Annotated in this window: 10 protein-coding genes; 2 read left to right on the top strand and 8 right to left on the bottom strand. The window is 64.8% G+C overall.

Annotation, left to right across the window (positions count from 1 at the left end; translation table 11 throughout):
* Positions 1–339 precede the first annotated feature (339 nt).
* The 4 genes from JN280_RS39875 to JN280_RS37420 all read right to left on the bottom strand — a co-directional run bounded on the left by JN280_RS39875 (position 340) and on the right by JN280_RS37420 (position 4814).
* Positions 340–1047: a hypothetical protein gene (locus tag JN280_RS39875; protein ID WP_244742670.1), complete on the bottom strand. Its 708-nt coding sequence runs from the start codon at positions 1045–1047 to the stop codon at positions 340–342.
* Positions 1047–1184 (bottom strand): hypothetical protein, encoded by a 138-nt coding sequence (locus JN280_RS37430; RefSeq protein WP_202309212.1) that lies wholly within the window; start codon positions 1182–1184, stop codon positions 1047–1049. The genes JN280_RS39875 and JN280_RS37430 overlap by 1 nt, the downstream gene beginning before the upstream one ends.
* A 549-nt stretch (positions 1185–1733) precedes the next feature.
* Positions 1734–3707, bottom strand: coding sequence for an ATP-binding protein (locus JN280_RS37425; protein WP_202309211.1), 1974 nt, complete (start codon positions 3705–3707; stop codon positions 1734–1736).
* Between the two features lie 237 nt (positions 3708–3944).
* Positions 3945–4814 carry a WecB/TagA/CpsF family glycosyltransferase gene (locus tag JN280_RS37420; RefSeq protein WP_244742667.1) on the bottom strand — a complete coding sequence of 290 codons (870 nt, stop codon included), beginning with the start codon at positions 4812–4814 and terminating at the stop codon, positions 3945–3947.
* 180 nt (positions 4815–4994) lie between these two features.
* Here JN280_RS37420 and JN280_RS37415 point away from each other — a divergent pair, with 180 nt between their 5' ends.
* Together JN280_RS37415 and JN280_RS37410 are read left to right on the top strand one after the other, a co-directional pair.
* Positions 4995–6191 (top strand): glycosyltransferase family 2 protein, encoded by a 1197-nt coding sequence (locus tag JN280_RS37415; protein ID WP_202309210.1) that lies wholly within the window; start codon positions 4995–4997, stop codon positions 6189–6191.
* Positions 6192–6636: 445 nt separating this feature from the next.
* The gene (locus JN280_RS37410) at positions 6637–6924 is read left to right on the top strand and encodes a GIY-YIG nuclease family protein (protein ID WP_202309209.1); all 288 of its coding nucleotides are present in this window, start codon (positions 6637–6639) and stop codon (positions 6922–6924) included.
* 567 nt (positions 6925–7491) lie between these two features.
* Here JN280_RS37410 and JN280_RS37405 read toward each other — a convergent pair.
* The 4 genes from JN280_RS37405 to JN280_RS37390 are packed head-to-tail and all read right to left on the bottom strand — an operon-like array spanning position 7492 to position 15539.
* Positions 7492–8586: a hypothetical protein gene (locus tag JN280_RS37405; RefSeq protein ID WP_202309208.1), complete on the bottom strand. Its 1095-nt coding sequence runs from the start codon at positions 8584–8586 to the stop codon at positions 7492–7494.
* Complete coding sequence (locus JN280_RS37400; protein ID WP_202309207.1) at positions 8579–9847, bottom strand: glycosyltransferase; 1269 nt, start codon at positions 9845–9847, stop codon at positions 8579–8581. Before JN280_RS37400 ends, JN280_RS37405 begins: the two co-directional genes overlap by 8 nt.
* A gap of 8 nt (positions 9848–9855) precedes the next feature.
* Complete coding sequence (locus tag JN280_RS37395) at positions 9856–10917, bottom strand: 4'-phosphopantetheinyl transferase family protein (protein ID WP_202309206.1); 1062 nt, start codon at positions 10915–10917, stop codon at positions 9856–9858.
* Positions 10914–15539: a MupA/Atu3671 family FMN-dependent luciferase-like monooxygenase gene (locus JN280_RS37390; RefSeq protein WP_202315292.1), complete on the bottom strand. Its 4626-nt coding sequence runs from the start codon at positions 15537–15539 to the stop codon at positions 10914–10916. The genes JN280_RS37395 and JN280_RS37390 overlap by 4 nt, the downstream gene beginning before the upstream one ends.
* Positions 15540–15819: the final 280 nt, after the last annotated feature.

The following is a 15819-nucleotide window of genomic DNA, read 5'->3' as shown; positions in this document are numbered from 1 at the left end:
TGGCTGGGACAGGTCGTCAAGGGCTACTTCAACTATCACGCCGTGCCGACCAACAGTCAGGCGCTGGCTATATTCCGCTTCTTCGTCACCGAACTCTGGAGGCGGACGGTTCGGCGCCGCAGCCAGAAGGACGCCATGACTTGGGAGCGGATCACACGGCTGGGCAACGACTGGCTGCCCAAACCGCGCGTCCTTCATCCTTGGCCGCACCAGCGCTTCGCCGTCAATTACCCGAGGCAGGAGCCGTATGCCTCAATTGGGCTCGTACGGATCTGTGCGGGGCGCGCTCAGCAATGGGCGTCCCTACCGCGATCCGTAACTGCCTTTCCATTCGGGAGGCTACAATCCGAACGACTGTCGTGCCAATCTGTTTTCGAGTTCGAGTTCTGCTCGCCCTGTCGTTCCCGCATGATTGTAGGGATTCAGCCCGCGGAGGCGATATGAGTTTGCCGTCGCGAAATCGTTGATATCGCTTTCCTGCTTGTGGGTGACGACCAAGCTATTGACCGTCAGGAAGGATAGGGCATCCGTGATCCGGTTCCGGTTGATGCCGGAATAATCGGCTATCTTATCGTAGCTCAGATCGATGCGGTTGGACGCAACGTCACGACGAGCGACGAACAGCAGGAAGATTTTCAAAGCGTCGAGCTCTGCGCGCTGCCGCAGATGCATTCCGCGAGCGAACGCCAGCCTTCCGGTCTTGGTATAGAGCCTTCGGGCAGGTAGCTGACCCCATCCGCGCACCGTCGTATCAAAGTGCGTCAAGCGAAAATGGCTCTTGTCAACGTTCCGCGCGAACTCACCCTCATGCAGAATTTTCAATCCCGCTGCGATCTTTGCGCGGCTTAAGCCGCTCATGTCGGAAATCTGTTCGTATGTCAGACGGGCGCGGCCGTGTCCGTCTGCATGGTGCGCAATGAGGATCAGGCAAAGCAGAGCCGCAGCATTATTCGACCCCTGCCCTGCGCCACCCCATTGAAATGCCGATAGCCCGCGTTCCTCGATCCAGAGGGTCGGAAGCGGCACCCACTGACGGACGCGTTCCATCAGTGCTTCTTCGCGATCAAGAGAATTGCGTAGATGCAAAACCCGGCGAGGGCGAGACATCCGATGGCGATCAGCGCGACGAGGTGCGCGGCAGGTAGGGACGTGAAGGCTACAAAGAGAGGGACAAGATCAGGCATGGCTAAAGCTCCAAAAGTTTCGATTTTCATCGCGCTTCGAAATTTAATGGGCCTCATGAACTTCTTTATAGAGACAGTTTTACCGGTGATCGGCAGGCCTAGCCGAAAAAGAGCAATCCAAGTAAGCGCTTACGTGATCGTATCCCCGTTCTATGCCTGATTCTGACAGTTCATGAAAGCCTCTACGTGAACTGAAAGATACGTCAAACGACGTAACCGCCAACGGCGTAGGGTTTGGCCATTCCCAGCAGGCCGGACGTGTACTGTCTGACCGAGCCTATGTCAGTATCAAGATCCAATCCATTGAACAGGCTGCGAGCCTGAAAGGAAATACGGTGACAGTGCACTTAATTGCCGAGCGGCCGATTGCGGAGTGCGACCGCCGAAGGCGCACGAATGGGCATTCCAATGAGTGCACTGTGACCGCAATTCCCGCGCGAGGTGGCACGCTAGGTGCTCGAATTCGTGATGTGCGTTGCGCGAACCCAGCTCGTTCAAGTGGAAGCGAAGCTGGGACGCGAGCCGGGCAGGATTTGTTATCTCGAAACGCTATGGGTGGTATCTATCTGCCGAAGCCGTTAAGGCTGGCCGGGCGACCCCGTCGAGAAGATCACCCTGTCGCGGCTGCTGCGGCTGCATGTAGGTTTCGGGATCAATGCCCCTCTCCTTTAGAAAAGGCGCATCGCGCAGTTTGTCGCGCAAGCCCAGCATGCGCTTCTCCGCGCGCTTGACGAAGGTAGAGTACGTTATCGCGCGGATGGTAACCCGACCGTTATTCTTGGTCTCGTCGCCCGCTTCCGCCGGGTCGATGTGTGAGCCGAGTACATAACAGGTGACGTTCGTGGCGTCAGTAACGAGCCCCTTGTTCATCAGCTCTCGAATGTATTGCCAGGGTTGCTGCTTCTCCTTCGAGCCGATCAGCACGCCCGGCTTCTTGATCTCGGCGATCACGAGCCGCGATACGCCATCGACCTCGTGGCCGAGGTCGTGCGAATCGCGGCTGTAGAAGCCGACGCTTCCGTCGGGTAGCATCACGAAATCGGGCCGCAGCCGGCTGCCCTGCTCCCGGCGGCCGAAGATCTTGTGAATCACTTCGGTCATGCCGCGGTTGCTCGTGAACTCGAGGCTCTCGAATTCAGGGCCGAACACCCAGAGACTGCGATCGAACAGTGGCTGCAGATCGCCAACTTCCTCCATCGTTTCGTCACGCAGCTTTTGGTCGAGTTCCTCGATCAGCTTTAGCCGCTGGGCAATCTCATCGAGTGCGAGCTTGGCGGTTCGGACCGTCCAGTCGACTAGCAGCGCGTTGAGTTCGTCGAGGTCCCCAGGCCTCATCTCGTGAAGCTTCGCAATTAGTTCATATTTGCTGGTCGCCAACTCGAGATTGGCAAGCACGCCGGCAACTTGCTCGACCGTGTCAAGGTTCATCGACGGGCAGGTGTCGACGACCCGGTCGACAAACTCGTTCCAGCGGCCGCGGCTCATAGGGGTGAGCTGCGCGACCGTGCGGCCGAGATTCTCGCGAACCGTCTCCTTAGTCTCGCGCCGGCGATCGGCGCTGAACTCGCCCAGATATTCGCGGATCTTGGCATGCACCGCGGTCTGGGTCGCCGGCCAAGCTTGGCTATTGGGCCAGAAGCCCGACCAGTCGGGCAGCACTTCGTTAGTAAGGAAGTCGGCGCGCACGATGAAGATGAAGCGCTTGGCCTCGCTGCTCCTGCCGTCGACCAGACGCTCCTGATCGAACCCGACCCAGCCGGGCGCACCAACGATGCGGTTGTTGACGCGCCAGGCAATGCCGTGCTGGCGGGTGGTCTTGTCCGCCTTCTGAGTGTCGATCACGACCATTCGCGCGGTGCCGTAGCCCTGAACATCGATGTCGACAGTCCGCCGCTGCGCCTCGGGGATGTCGTCGAAGGTCACCATGGTGCCGTTGATTGTCACCGTGAAATTGGGATCGGCAAGGAAACGCGTGCCCACGACCTCACGTGCCTCTTCGGGCGTCATCAGGAGCCGTTGTGGATTTATCGCCAAGATTTCGGTCCCGTGGCCGTCGACTTCGGTCTCGATCGCGAGCCGCTCGACCGTGTACGGCTGGGTCGCGCCGCGGCGCACTTCGAAAGTGACAGAAGTCCCGTCTCTCCAGGTCCGTACACGATAGGCCTCGCCGAACCGGAAGGCGGCATGGCGACCCTTACCGTTTCGGCCATAGGTGGTGCGCGGCGGCAAGTCCGCCAGTTCAGGCGGTGGGATGGACTCGCCGCCTTCCTCGCGCATCCGGTTGTAGTCGAGCGTCTTCCAGCGCGTCTGGAACTGCGCGTCGGTCATGCCTTTGCCATTGTCCTGAATCGAGAACGCCGCATCATCGCCGCGCTCAGGCCAGACAATATTGACCTTGGTTGCCCAAGCATCCCAGGCATTGGCAACCAACTCTACGATCGCCACTGCTGGATCTATAATGATCGATCCCGCATGCCGTTCCATGAATCTGTTGTCGAACAGCAGCCCCGGTTCTTCGACCATCAAGTCCCCCTAAAGCCATCGTAGCGCGTAACTATGATTTAGCCAAACCGAGATTAACGTCGGTATTTGGCCAATCTGACCTCTTGAGGCAATACCTGACTAGCGGCGCAAAGCCGTCGCCCGTCGCGGAGTCCTGAGAACGTAGCGTTAGGGTTACAGCATTAAGTTTGGATTTCTTGAGAGAAGGTCCGCAGGAGCGCGAGCGGTACTCCAATCTGGCTGCCGATCGTCGGACCGTCACCCTCTCGTCTTTACGTCCGACTTGTCGCCGAACGACTGGCTTCCCTGCGCCCCCGCCCCATAACCTCCCGAAGCCGTCCGCACCTTCCGACGCTGCCGGAACTCCGCAACGGTCAGCCTCAGCAACGGCACGATGGCGAAGGCGTAGCGGCGCCAGAGGCGCCTGGGGTCGGAGGCGAGGCGATGCATCCACTCGATCCCGACCTTGCGCATCCAGCGCGGCGCGCGTCGTTTCATGCCGGTGATGAATTCGAGCGAGGCGCCGACGCAGAGGCAGATGCCGGAGGCGCGTTTGTTCTTCGACATGGCATAGGCGATCTTCTCGGATTGCGGAGCGCCGATCGCGATGAAGACGAAGTCGGCCTTCTCGGCGACGGCGAACTCGATGCAACGCGCGAGCTCGGCCGGATTGTCGCCCACGCCGAAGGGCGGGACATGGGCCCGGATATGGAGGCGGGGATATTTCGCCCGCATCTTTTCCACCACCGCCTCGTTCGGCGCGATGATGGTGATGCGGTCGCCGTCACGGATCACGTTGCCGAACAGGCTTGCCGTCAGGTCGGATCCGGTGACGCGGGGCAGGGTGAGCGGCATCAGGCGCGCGAGCAGGACCAGGGGCTTGCTGTCGCAGACCGTCAGCCAGGCATTCTCGTAACAGGCCCTGAGTTCCCGGCTGCCCGAGAAGCGGACGACGTGGTCGACATTGGGCGTGACGACATATCGGAAGCCGTCGAACTCCCGCATGAGGTCGATCAGCGCGACGACATCGTTGAAGGTGATCCTGTCGAAGGGCACGCCGAGGAAATGCGTCCGCTGAATCGCCGGGACTGGCGCTTGCCCGGCGCCGCTGTTTTCCTTGACTGCCAAAATGAACCCCCGCGGCGACGACCCCGCCAGCGTGCGCCATGGGCGCCCTTTATCTCTGGTTGTCTAACATCATTGGAGATCGGCACGTCAAGGGTGCCCGCCTGCAAATGCTGCGAATCGCAAAACATCGTTAAATTGGATGGGTTAGACTGGACGCGGTCCTGCGTGCGTTAGGGAAAAATGGTCGGTCTTGTGCTTCTTGTCCTGGTGATCGCCAATCTGGTGTTGCTGGTTCCGGTTGTGGTCTTCGCCGTGGAGGTTTTCGCCGCCGCGACCCGGCGAGGCGTGCCGGCAGCAATGGTTCCGGACGTCAGGCCGTCGGCCGCGATCCTCGTGCCGGCCCATGACGAAGAGGACGGCATAGCGGAGACCGTGATCGCCTTGCGCCGTCAGCTCCGACCCGGCGACCGCATGCTCGTGGTCGCCGACAACTGCTCCGATGCCACGGCGGTCAAAGCGCGCGAGGCGGGGGCCGAAGTCGTCGAGCGCCGGGACGCGTCGGCGCGCGGCAAGGGATATGCGCTGGATTTCGGGATAAAGCATCTCGACAAGGCGCCGCCGCAGGTCGTCGTCATCGTCGATGCCGACTGCCGGCTCGATCCGGGCTCGGTGGATCGGCTCGTTGCACTCGCCTCGGCGACCGGCCGGCCCGTCCAGGGCCTGAACCTGATGTCCGTTCCGCCCGGCGGAGGCCTCAATCTGCAGGTTGCCGAACTGGCCTTCCTGATCAAGAACCATGTGCGTCCGGCCGGGCTTCACCGGCTCGGCCTTCCCTGCCACCTCACCGGCACGGGCATGGCCTTTCCCTGGGCGATCATCCGCGATGCCGACCTCGCCCATGCGAGCCTCGTCGAGGACATGAAGCTCGGCCTCGACCTCGCGCGCCGCGGCACGCCGGCCCTGTTCTGCGAACATGCCCGCATCAGCAGCCATTTCCCTTATACCCAGGAGGGCGCGTCCTCGCAGCGGCGGCGCTGGGAGGAGGGGCATATCGGCATGATCGCCTCGGCTTTCGGTCAGCTGCCCGCGGCTTTGCGCTCCGGCAGGGCCGATGTGATCGCGGTCGCCCTCGACGTGCTGGTGCCGCCGCTCACGCTGCTCCTGATGCTGATGACGGCGGCCTTCGTTATCACTGCGGTGCTGACGTTTGCCCTGTCGCTCGGACAGCTCGCATTGATCGTGTCGGGTTTTGGCCTAGGTCTGTTTGTCATCGCCGCCTTGCTTGCATGGGGCGTCTTCGGCCGGGATGCGCTGCCGCCGCGCTCGCTGCTGCGGGTCGTTCCCTATGTGCTGCGCAAGCTGGCGCTCTATCCGAAGCTGGCGTTTGGTTCGCGGAGTGGGACATGGGTGCGGACGGATCGGAAGCGGGGGGAGTAGGGCGGCAACATCTCCCCTTCGTCATCCACGGGCGAGCGCACGGAGCGAAGCGAAGAGCGCGATGACCCGTGGATCCGTGCCGTGACATCGCGGACGACTGCTTCGGTGCAGTGCGGGCTTGGGCGCGTGCATCGGTGAGCCATCCTCTTCCTCGACCGTCTCGGCTTTCGGATCGGTCACGGCATGGATCCACGGATCGGTGCGCCCTTCGCTTCGCTGCGTGCGCACGTCCATGGATGACGAAGTGGATATGTTACCGTCACGGTCCACCTGCCTGGAAGCGGCGCCGCCCCGCCTTCGTCATTCTCGGGCCCGCAGGCGAGCGGAGCGAGCCGCAGGTGACCCGAGAATCCATGCCGTGACGTTGCGGACGGCTGTCACAGTGCGGAATGCGACCACCTCAACCATGGCTTGCAATCGAGGCCGTTTCGGATAGCCTCCCCGCATGACCGGTTATGTCTACATGACGGCGAGCCAGAAACGCGGCACCATCTATATCGGCGTCACGAACGATCTCGGCCGGCGCATCCCCGAGCACAAGGAGGGCACGGGATCGCGCTTCACCAGCCGCTACGGCGTACAGCGTCTTGTCTGGTACGAGGAACACTTCGACATCCGCGACGCGATCCAGCGCGAGAAAACCCTGAAACACTGGCCGCGCCAGTGGAAGATCGAACTGATCGAGAGCCTCAATCCGGAATGGTATGAACTGTTCCGAGGGACGGGCTGGTAGCGTTCCTTTTTCGACCGTCGGCAGTTTGCGTCCACGTCACGGCATGGATTCTCGGGTCACTTCGCACGCCGCTCCGCGGCGTGCTTCGGCCCGAGAATGACGAAAGAGGGGATTGCGCTTCCGGCAAATCGTCGGCGTTGGAGATAAGCATGTCACCGAGCAGCGACCACCCACCTTCGTCATTCTCGGGTCACTTCGCACGCCGTTCCGCGGCGTACTTCGGCCCGAGAATGACGAGAGAAGGGAGGGCGCTCCGGCAAATCGTCGGCGTCGGGAGATACGCATGTCGCCGAGCAGCAACCTCCCGCCTTCGTCATTCTCGGGCCCGCAGGCGAGCGCAGCGAGCCGCAGGTGACCCGAGAATCCATGCCGTGACATCGCGGACGACTGCTCCGGTGCAGAATGCCCAAGGGCCTGGGTGGACCCACCGGCCATCCCCTTTTCTCGACCGCCTGCGGCCTTCGGATCGGTCACGGCATGGATCCACGGGTCATCGCGCCCTGCGCTTCGCTGCGTGCGCTCGCCCGTGGATGACGAAGAGGAGGTGGCGCCGCTGGCCCTGCAAACTCAGCCCTCCGGAGGAACGCCGCCCGATCTCAAGCGCCAGAGGAAGCGCGCCGTGTCGCGCAGCCGCTTCACCTGCGCCGGGACATAGCCCATTTCGGGCCTGGAATAGGTGCGCTCCATGTAGCCGGTATAGGCGAGGATGAAGCCGACGGGGACGCCGTTACAGTCGCCCGCCGGCGCTTGCGCTTGCCAGCGCGCCACGAAACCGATCGCGAAGTCGCGCAGTGCTTCGGCCCGCACGGGATCGAGCGTGGTGGGCGGCGCGGCCGTCGCGGCTTCCTCGCCGAACACCGAGGCGTAGGTGACGACGGCCGTGAAATAGGTGCCGAGCTCGGTGAGATGCACGCGGTCGGAGAAGAGAGCGGCGACGATGTCTGGCGTGGACATGCCCGAGAAGCCCGGAAGGCCGTCCGAGGTCAGCCGCTCCACGAGTTCGGCGAGCGCCAGCGATGCCGGGATGAAGCCGATGCGGTCGGCGCGCGAGCCACGCGCGAGGCTCCTGTTCACCGTCTCGACCAGGCACTGCCAGATGGGAGATGCGGCACGTTCGTAGGCGATCCAGTCGGAGGGATCCGCCGGGTCGGACAGGTCGGTCCAGGGCGCGAAGAAGAAGCTCGCTCCGTCCGGATTGGCCGCAATGAACCTGTCCTGGAAATCGCGCAGCTGCCCGGCCGTCCCTTCACGCAGCATCGCGTCGAGCACCCGGTGCCATTCGGTGATGATCAGAACGTCGTAGCCGGCGCCGAACGCCGCCAGGACGTCGATCGGATTTCCGTCCCGGTCGGTGCCGGCGGCATAGCCGGAGCCGGGCCTGCCAGGCTCGCTTCCCTCGGATCGCTGCCGGATGGACGAACCGCCGATATGCTGGCGTTGCCAAAACAGCGTCCTGCCGCCCTGGCGGGCAATATCCTCCAGCATGTCGGGCAGCGGCCGGTCGGTGAGACTGTGGCCGGAGACGAAGAGACTGCCGGCATCGACCGCGACCTGGGGCGGCGGCGCATAGGGGGGCACGATGGCGTCGCCGGTCATGGCGAAGATGAAGGCGGCCGGCAGGAGGGCGAGGGCCGCATAGCGCCTGAACCGCCGGTCATGCATAAGTGGCGATCAGGTCGGCGCGCTCGCGATAGAGCTTCTCCTCGTCGAAGCGCTGCCCAGCCGTTGCGGCGTCCCGCACCAGTTGGACCAGCCGCCCACGGTCACCGTCGAGGCCGGCGATCGACCCTGCCAGGGCATCGACATCGTTCATGGCCGTGAGCAGGCCGCCGCCGTCGGCCGCGATCAGCCCTTGCGGATAGGCGCCGGCATAACCGACGATCGGACAGGCCGAGACCAGGGCCTCGATCAGGCAGCGGGGCGATTCCGGGGTCTTGTGGCAGAACAGGAAGAGGTCGGCCTCGCGCATGGCCGAAAGGGTGAGGCCGCGATCGGAAACGAAGCCGGCAAAGTCGACGCTGTCGGCAATGCCGAGACAGGCGGTGCGCCGCTTCACTTCAGCCAGCAAGGGGCCGTCGCCCAGCCAGCGCGCTTCGAAGGCGACGCCGCGTTGCTTCGCCCGGGCGAGCGCGTCGAGCCAGTCGAAGGGCCCCTTCATCTCGGCCGCGCGGCCGACATAGGCGATGCGCAGCGGCGCCCCGCTTTCGATGCGCGCCACTTTGGCTTCGACGGCGGAGGCAGGAGCGAAGTCTTCCGCGCTGGTGTGGACGTCGTAGACGCAGGCGGGATTGCTGCTGTAGGCCGAATAGGCGTTGAACGTATCCATGCCCTGGAGCAGGGCGAGCGTGGCGCGTCGCGTGAGGCGCCGATGGTAAGCCTGCATGAGCGGCAGCGTCAGGCTCTCCTTCATCCGGCGCTTGAACGGCATGGTCGGCAGCGCGTTGCGCAGCACCTCATGCTCGACCCGGTCGAACCAGACGGCATAACGCCGTCCCTGGGCCCGGGCTTCGAGCGCGGCGACGGCGGCCCAGTCGCCGGTGAGATAGCCCAAAGTGAAGCAGAGGTGATCGGCTCGGCCGATCTCGTCGGCGAGAAGCCGGCGCGTCGGACGATAGGTCCTGGCGAAGGCGCCGATCCGGTAGGCCATGGGCAGAGCGAGGAAACGAAGGCGGTCGGCGTTAGGCAGGTCGCAGACGTCGACCCAGTGGATCGAGGTCGATTCCTCCTGCTCGGCTTCCTGCAGGATGCCGGCATAGACGACCCTTTCGAAACGCTCGGCCCAGCGGCTGATACCGGCGCAGGTCTGGTCGTCGAGCTGCAGGCCGCGCGGGCCGTTGCGCAGGCGCACGGCCGTCACCAGGAGCAAGGTGCCGTTGCGGCCGTCGGGTGCGGCAGCCGGGTCGGCAAGGCGGTCGTCTGTCATCGCTGATGTCATGACAATCCCATGGCCTCGCGCTTGAGCGCCATTCCCGCGACGATGTAGCCGCCGTCCAGTGTGATGCGCCCGGCGAGCTCGTCGCCCTTCCTGAACGGCGCTGCGTCGATTTCGAAGCGGGCTGTGAAGGCCGATGCGGCCCCGGCATTTCCGTTTTCCTCGGGAGCCACGGCACGGGACGCAATGCTCGGTGGGCATGACGTTGGCGCGGTGGCACCCCCCTCTGTCCTGCCGGACATCTCCCCCTCAAGGGGGGAGATTGGCTGGCCGCCCTGACACCGCCAATCATCGACGTCGCGGAACCGGGTTCCGCCGTACGAGGACAGCGAATCTCCCCCCCTGAGGGGGAGATGTCCGGCAGGACAGAGGGGGGTATCCCGCTTGGCGCGTCCGTGCTGGAATTGCTCTAGAGCATTTCCGCTTTTCTCCGAATAGCGGCCATGCTCTAACTCTTTGTTTTTACGCAATTCCGGACGCAAAACCGCTGCGCACTTTTGCTGGAATTGCTCTAGCCCGCTCGATATCTCGTCGATTCGGATCGACAGCGCCTGGAAGTCGAGCAACTGGCCCGACAGCGGATACTGGCATTTATAGGCGCATTCCTTGGCGCAGAAGATCATGCGCGCCAGGAGATCGCGGCGCATGACCGGCTGTTCGGTCAGCCAGCGGCGTTCCTCCGCCGTGCAGATTTCTTCGATCAGGTCGGCGTCCAGCGGTTCGGCCGGCTCGATATCGACGCCGATCGAGAAATAGCCGTCATCGGCGCGCGCGGCCGCTGCCACGCACCAATCCGCGCAATGGCTGATGCTGCCCCTGACGTCGGACGGCCAGACCGGCGCCCGGTCTTCAGCCGCAGGGATAGCGGCTGCCGTCACATCGAGCGCTGCCATAGCCCGGCGCGCGAGCGCCCGCCCTGCCATGAATTCGCGTCGGCGTGCCGGCGAGGCCCGTGCGACCGCAGCCGCCTCGCCCGGCAGGGGCTCGCCCCACCCGGCGCGCGGGTCGCCCTGCGCGACACGGATGTCGGCGTCGAAGAGGCCGGCCAGAGCGAGGGTCATCCGGCGTTGCGCGCTCCCATCAGGCCGGCGCGGCGGTCGGAGAGTGCGGCGCGCCGCATGGCGGCGCGGTCGGCGACCTTGCTCAGGCGATCGTCCGCCTGGCCGCGATGCGACAGATGCTCGGCCAGCCCTTTCACCGTGGGGAAACGGAAGAGGTCGGTGATGAGCAGGTCGGGCGCGACGCCGGCCTTCAGCTCGCGATGGGCCTGGACCGCCAGCAGCGAATGGCCGCCGAGCGCGAAGAAGCTGTCGGAAAGTCCGACCTTGTCAACGCCGAGGATGCGCCGGAAGGTCTCGGCAATCTCCCGCTGGACGTTGTCGGTCGGCTCGACATAGGTGGGTGCCGCCTGAGCCGAGACGATATCGGGCCTGGGCAGCGCCTTGCGGTCGACCTTGGCGTTCGGCGTGAGCGGGAACGCGGCGAGCGTCACGAAATGCGCCGGGACCATATAGTCCGGCAGGGTCCTGGCCAGGCTCTGGCGAAGCGCCTCCTCGTCGATCCCTTGGCCCGAAAGCCTGAGATAGGCGACCAGGCGAACATCGTCCGCGCGATCCTCGCGAGCCATCACGACGACCTCGGCGATCCCAGGGAATTCCGCGATGCGTTCCTCGATCTCGCCGAGTTCGATCCGGTAACCACGCACCTTCACCTGGTGGTCGGCGCGGCCGAGGAACTGCAGCGTGCCGTCGGCCGTGAAGCGCACGAGGTCGCCGGTCCTGTAGAAGCGGCCGGGCGCGAAGGGGTTGGGCAGGAACCGCTCGGCCGTGAGGTCGGGCCGGTTGTGATAGCCGCGGGCCACCCCGTCGCCGCCGATATAGAGCTCGCCCGGCATGCCTGGAGGCACCGGCCGGCGGCTGGCATCCAGCGCATAGAGCTGCGTGTTGGCGATCGGCCGCCCCAGCGGGACGACGCCCTCGGCCGCTCCGACCGACAATGTCGAAGACCAGATCGTCGTCTCCGTCGGGCCGTACATGTTCTCGACGCTGGCCGCTGTCGCCTTGCGGAGGTCGACCAGCAGCGAGGCCGGCAGGGCCTCGCCGCCGATGAAGAGGTGACGGACCGCGCCGAGCGCGCGCCGGTCGTCCTCGTTCATGAGGAACATGCGGGCCATGGACGGCGTGCATTGGAGATGCGTCACGCCGTGCCGATCGATCTCCGCCGCGAGGCCGGCTTCCACTTCGCCCTCCGGGGCGGGAGCCGTCCGCGAGCGCGCGACGACTTCGGCCAGCGGCACAAGGCGTTCGAGCACGATGTCACTGGGCACGCCGTAGTCGATCAGGCACGCGACCTCGTCCACGCCGATCGCCGCGATCTGCTCGATGCGGCCGAGGGCGTCGTCGACCGTGCCGAACAGGCCGCTGTCTTCGAAATAGCGCAGGAAGGCGAATTCGAGGATGGCATCCATTTCCTCCGCGTCGAGCGACTGCAGGTCGATATCCATCGGCTGCGCGATGCCCTGCGGCTTCTTGAAGGCCGGGAAGGCCCAGGCATATTGCTTGATGAGCGCGGTGGCGCTGCGCAGATAGTCCTTCATCGGCTCGCGCGCCTGGGCACGCACTTCCTCGCGGTCGGCGCCGAGCAGCGTGTGCAGCATCAGCGTGATCTTGTGGTCGGCCGGGTTGCGGCCGGCCTCGACGATTGCTGCGCGATAGATCCGGATCTTGTCGGCGAGCTCGTCGATCGACTGGCCGAGCAGATGGGTCAGCACATTGGCGCCGAGCCGGGCGGCCTCGCGATAGGTCTCCGGATTGCCCGCCGTCGTCACCCACACCGGCAGCTCAGCCTGGACCGGCCGGGGTTGCGTGACCACGTCGACCTTGCCCTTGCCGAAATCGAACGCGACTTTCTCGCCGCGCCACAGCCTGCGCACGGTTTCGATGTCGCGCAGCATGGCGGCCTTGTTGTGCGGCGGCGCGTTCTCCGGCCGCAGCACGAAATCCTCAGGCATCCAGCCCGAGGCGAAGGCCAGCCCGACGCGGCCGTTGCTGATATTGTCGAGCACGGCCCATTCCTCGGCCACGCGCGCCGGATGGTGCAGCGGCAGGACGCAGCTGCCGGCACGGATGGAGAGGTTCTTCGTGACCGCCGCGACCGCCGCGCCGGTGACGGAAGGATTGGGATAGGGACCGCCGAACGCGTGGAAATGCCGTTCGGGGGTCCATAGAGCCTGGAAGCCATGCGTGTCGGCGAATTTGGCGCCTTCGAGGAGCAGCCGGTATTTTGCCGGACCGGCGCCGTCGTCATTGCCCCAGTAGAACAGGCCGAAGTCGAGCTGGCGCCCATCCCTGCCGCCGAGCCGCCGGCCCGGCTTGTGGGCCTGCACCTCGCTCGAATGGATCACCACCTTGAAGCCGCGCGACAGCGTCCAGAACAGCTCCAGCACCGAAATGTCGAAGGAAAGACTGGTGACCGCTAGCCAGACCGGCTGACCGGTCGCCGGCCTCGGAATGCGCTCATCCATGCCGGCGAAGAAGTTGGCGACATTGCGATGCTCGAGCATCACGCCCTTCGGACGGCCGGTCGAACCGGACGTGTAGATCACATAAGCGAGATTGTCCGGCTTCACTCCGCTCGCCGGCCGCTCGGTGGCGCCGCCGGCATCGAGGATATCCTCGATGCACATCAGCTTCGCTGCCGGAACAGGCAGCGATCCGAGCAAAGCGCGCTCGGTGAGCACGATGGGCGCCGCGCTGTCCTCGACCATCAAAGCGAGGCGGTCGGCCGGGAACATCGGATCGAGCGGCACATAGGCGCCGCCGGCCTTCTGGATGGCGAGCGCGCCGACGACGAGCTCGACCGAACGCGAGACATGCAGCCCGACCATGGTGTCGGGGCCGACGCCCTGTGCTCGTAACGCATGCGCGATCCTGTTGGCCTGTTCGTCGAGCTGGCGATAGGTGAGCGAATGCGCCCCGCTCGCCACCGCAACGGCATCGGGCGTGCGGTCGACCTGGTCCTCGATGAGCCGATGCATGGTGGCGCCGCGGTCATAGTCGCGGGCAGTGTCGTTCCAGGTGTGGAGGACCTGGCTTTCTTCATCAGGCGACATCAGCGGCAAATCGGCGACGCGGCCGGTGCCGGCGGCGAAGGCCTTTGCCAGCACGGCCAGCCGCGAGGCGATGTCGCGTGCCTGGCTTTCGCCGATGCGGCTGCGGTCGAAGACCAGCCTGTCGCCCCCGGCATCAAGGACGAAGGCGAGTGCAGAGCCGCCCGGCAATGCAGCGCGGGCGGCTTCGCTTCCCTCGACGAGGCCGATCGTCAGCCTGGTATCGGCAAGGCCGGGAAGACGCCTGGTGAGGTCGCTGAGATGTGCGCCCTTCCGCCGGGTCGCGGCGACCGTTTCGGCCATGTGCCGCGAGAAATCCGCGACCGAGATATCGTCGCCGGCACCGACATTCAGGGGGGCCCAGTCCGCGAAATAGAAGGGGAAGGCGGCGGCGCGGCCGCTGATCGTTTCGTCGGCAAAGGCGAGGGATGCCGCGCTCTCGCCGCTCAGGCGCAGGACAAAGGCAGCAATGGCGGCGACCTTGCCGTCGCGGCCGAGCAAGCTCAGGTCGAGGGGAAGCGTAGCGGTGTCGGCGATCTGGCCGGCCGACCATGGCTTGACGTCGATGAGGTCGACGTCGCGTGCGGCCGCGACAAGCTTGCGCGCCGTTTCCTCGTGACCGACGACATCAGTCGCCGCCTCACCGAGCCGGCGCGACCAGTCGGCATCCAGCCGGGGCAGGATCGTATGAGGCGCCAGCGTCGATGCGAGCGGCGCCCCGTCGCCGATGCGCGACGCCTCGACCTGGACGAGATCGTCCGCCGTCGCGATGACGGCGCCTTCGGGTGAAACCGACATGACGGTGCCGGCCGGCGCGCCGGCCCTCTGGCCGGTCGAGGCGAGCTTCGTCACTGCAAAGATACCGTTCTCGGTCTTGAGCTTCGGCGTCACCAGCGGATTGGCATAGCCGGGGCCGAAGTCGAGCCCCCGCACCAGCCGTTCGAGCACACGCGCAGGGTGTTCGAAATCGAGCGTCCCGGCTGCCTCCGGGCGTTTCTTCCGGGCGTAGTAGCAGCGGCCCGTCAGGTCCTGCGGACGCGCTGCGAGCGTACCGTTCTCGATACCGTCGAGCAAAGTGGAGAAGGTGTCGATCCCGGCTTCGAAACATCTGGTGTTGAGCATCAGCGCGGTCTCGTCGGGTGCGATGTCGATGCTCTGCTGGATATAGATGCCACCTTCGTCGACGCCGGAGGCCAGCGCGTGCCATGTCACGCCGTGCGACGTTTCGCCTTCGAGGATCGCCCAAGCCGGCGCGTTGAGGCCGGCATAACGCGGCAGCGGCCCATCGTGGAAATTCGCCGCACCGGACCGTGCCTTGCGCCACACGGCCTCGGGGATCATGCGCAGATTTGCGGCGCTGAACAGCCAGTCAAAGTCGATCCCTTCGAGCTGGGCTTCCAGGCTGTCGCCCCAGCCGGTCACGCGCAGGCCGTTCCTGGCTGCGTAGCTCCGGTTCGCTTCACTTTCGGTCACGATCGCCGCGATGCGATGGCCGCGGCCCTTCAAGATGTCGGCGCATTGCACCAGCAGCGATTCGTCGCCCACCAGGACGCAGTCGAAGTTTCGATGGACCATATTCATGACCGTCAATTTTGGGTTGTCTGCGCGCGTCTTATAGACGGCTTTGCGTAAATGATCGTATTCGTTCCGATTACAATTGCTACGGGTACCGCAATTTTTTAATAACCCTGCTGCCCGGAGCGTGGCTGGCCGCCCCTACGGTTTTTGCGAATGTGGCCGCGTAGCGCCGATCCTTAAGGACGATTTCAACTTTTCCGGGCGATGGAAAGACAAAGGCGGCGTATCAAGCTAAATGGCCTGTGGGGCAGGTCCGTGCGCTACGCGCCGATCCGGC

The sequence above is a fragment of the Mesorhizobium sp. L-8-10 genome (assembly GCF_016756635.1).
In the GTDB taxonomy this organism is placed as follows: Bacteria; Pseudomonadota; Alphaproteobacteria; order Rhizobiales; family Rhizobiaceae.
The sequence above is the reverse complement of the archived record's forward strand: the minus strand, read 5'-3'. Positions and strand labels throughout refer to the sequence as shown.

Bases quoted from the DNA above. Each gene is read 5' to 3' on its own strand.
- JN280_RS37400 (WP_202309207.1), bottom strand. From the start codon at position 9,847: ATGACAGACGACCGCCTTGCCGACCCGGCTGCCGCACCCGACGGCCGC.
- JN280_RS37415 (WP_202309210.1), top strand. From the start codon at position 4,995: ATGGTCGGTCTTGTGCTTCTTGTCCTGGTGATCGCCAATCTGGTGTTG.
- JN280_RS39875 (WP_244742670.1), bottom strand. From the start codon at position 1,047: ATGGAACGCGTCCGTCAGTGGGTGCCGCTTCCGACCCTCTGGATCGAG.
- JN280_RS37405 (WP_202309208.1), bottom strand. From the start codon at position 8,586: ATGCATGACCGGCGGTTCAGGCGCTATGCGGCCCTCGCCCTCCTGCCG.
- JN280_RS37390 (WP_202315292.1), bottom strand. From the start codon at position 15,539: ATGGTCCATCGAAACTTCGACTGCGTCCTGGTGGGCGACGAATCGCTG.
- JN280_RS37430 (WP_202309212.1), bottom strand. From the start codon at position 1,184: ATGCCTGATCTTGTCCCTCTCTTTGTAGCCTTCACGTCCCTACCTGCC.
- JN280_RS37395 (WP_202309206.1), bottom strand. From the start codon at position 10,917: ATGACCCTCGCTCTGGCCGGCCTCTTCGACGCCGACATCCGTGTCGCG.
- JN280_RS37410 (WP_202309209.1), top strand. From the start codon at position 6,637: ATGACCGGTTATGTCTACATGACGGCGAGCCAGAAACGCGGCACCATC.
- JN280_RS37425 (WP_202309211.1), bottom strand. From the start codon at position 3,707: ATGGTCGAAGAACCGGGGCTGCTGTTCGACAACAGATTCATGGAACGG.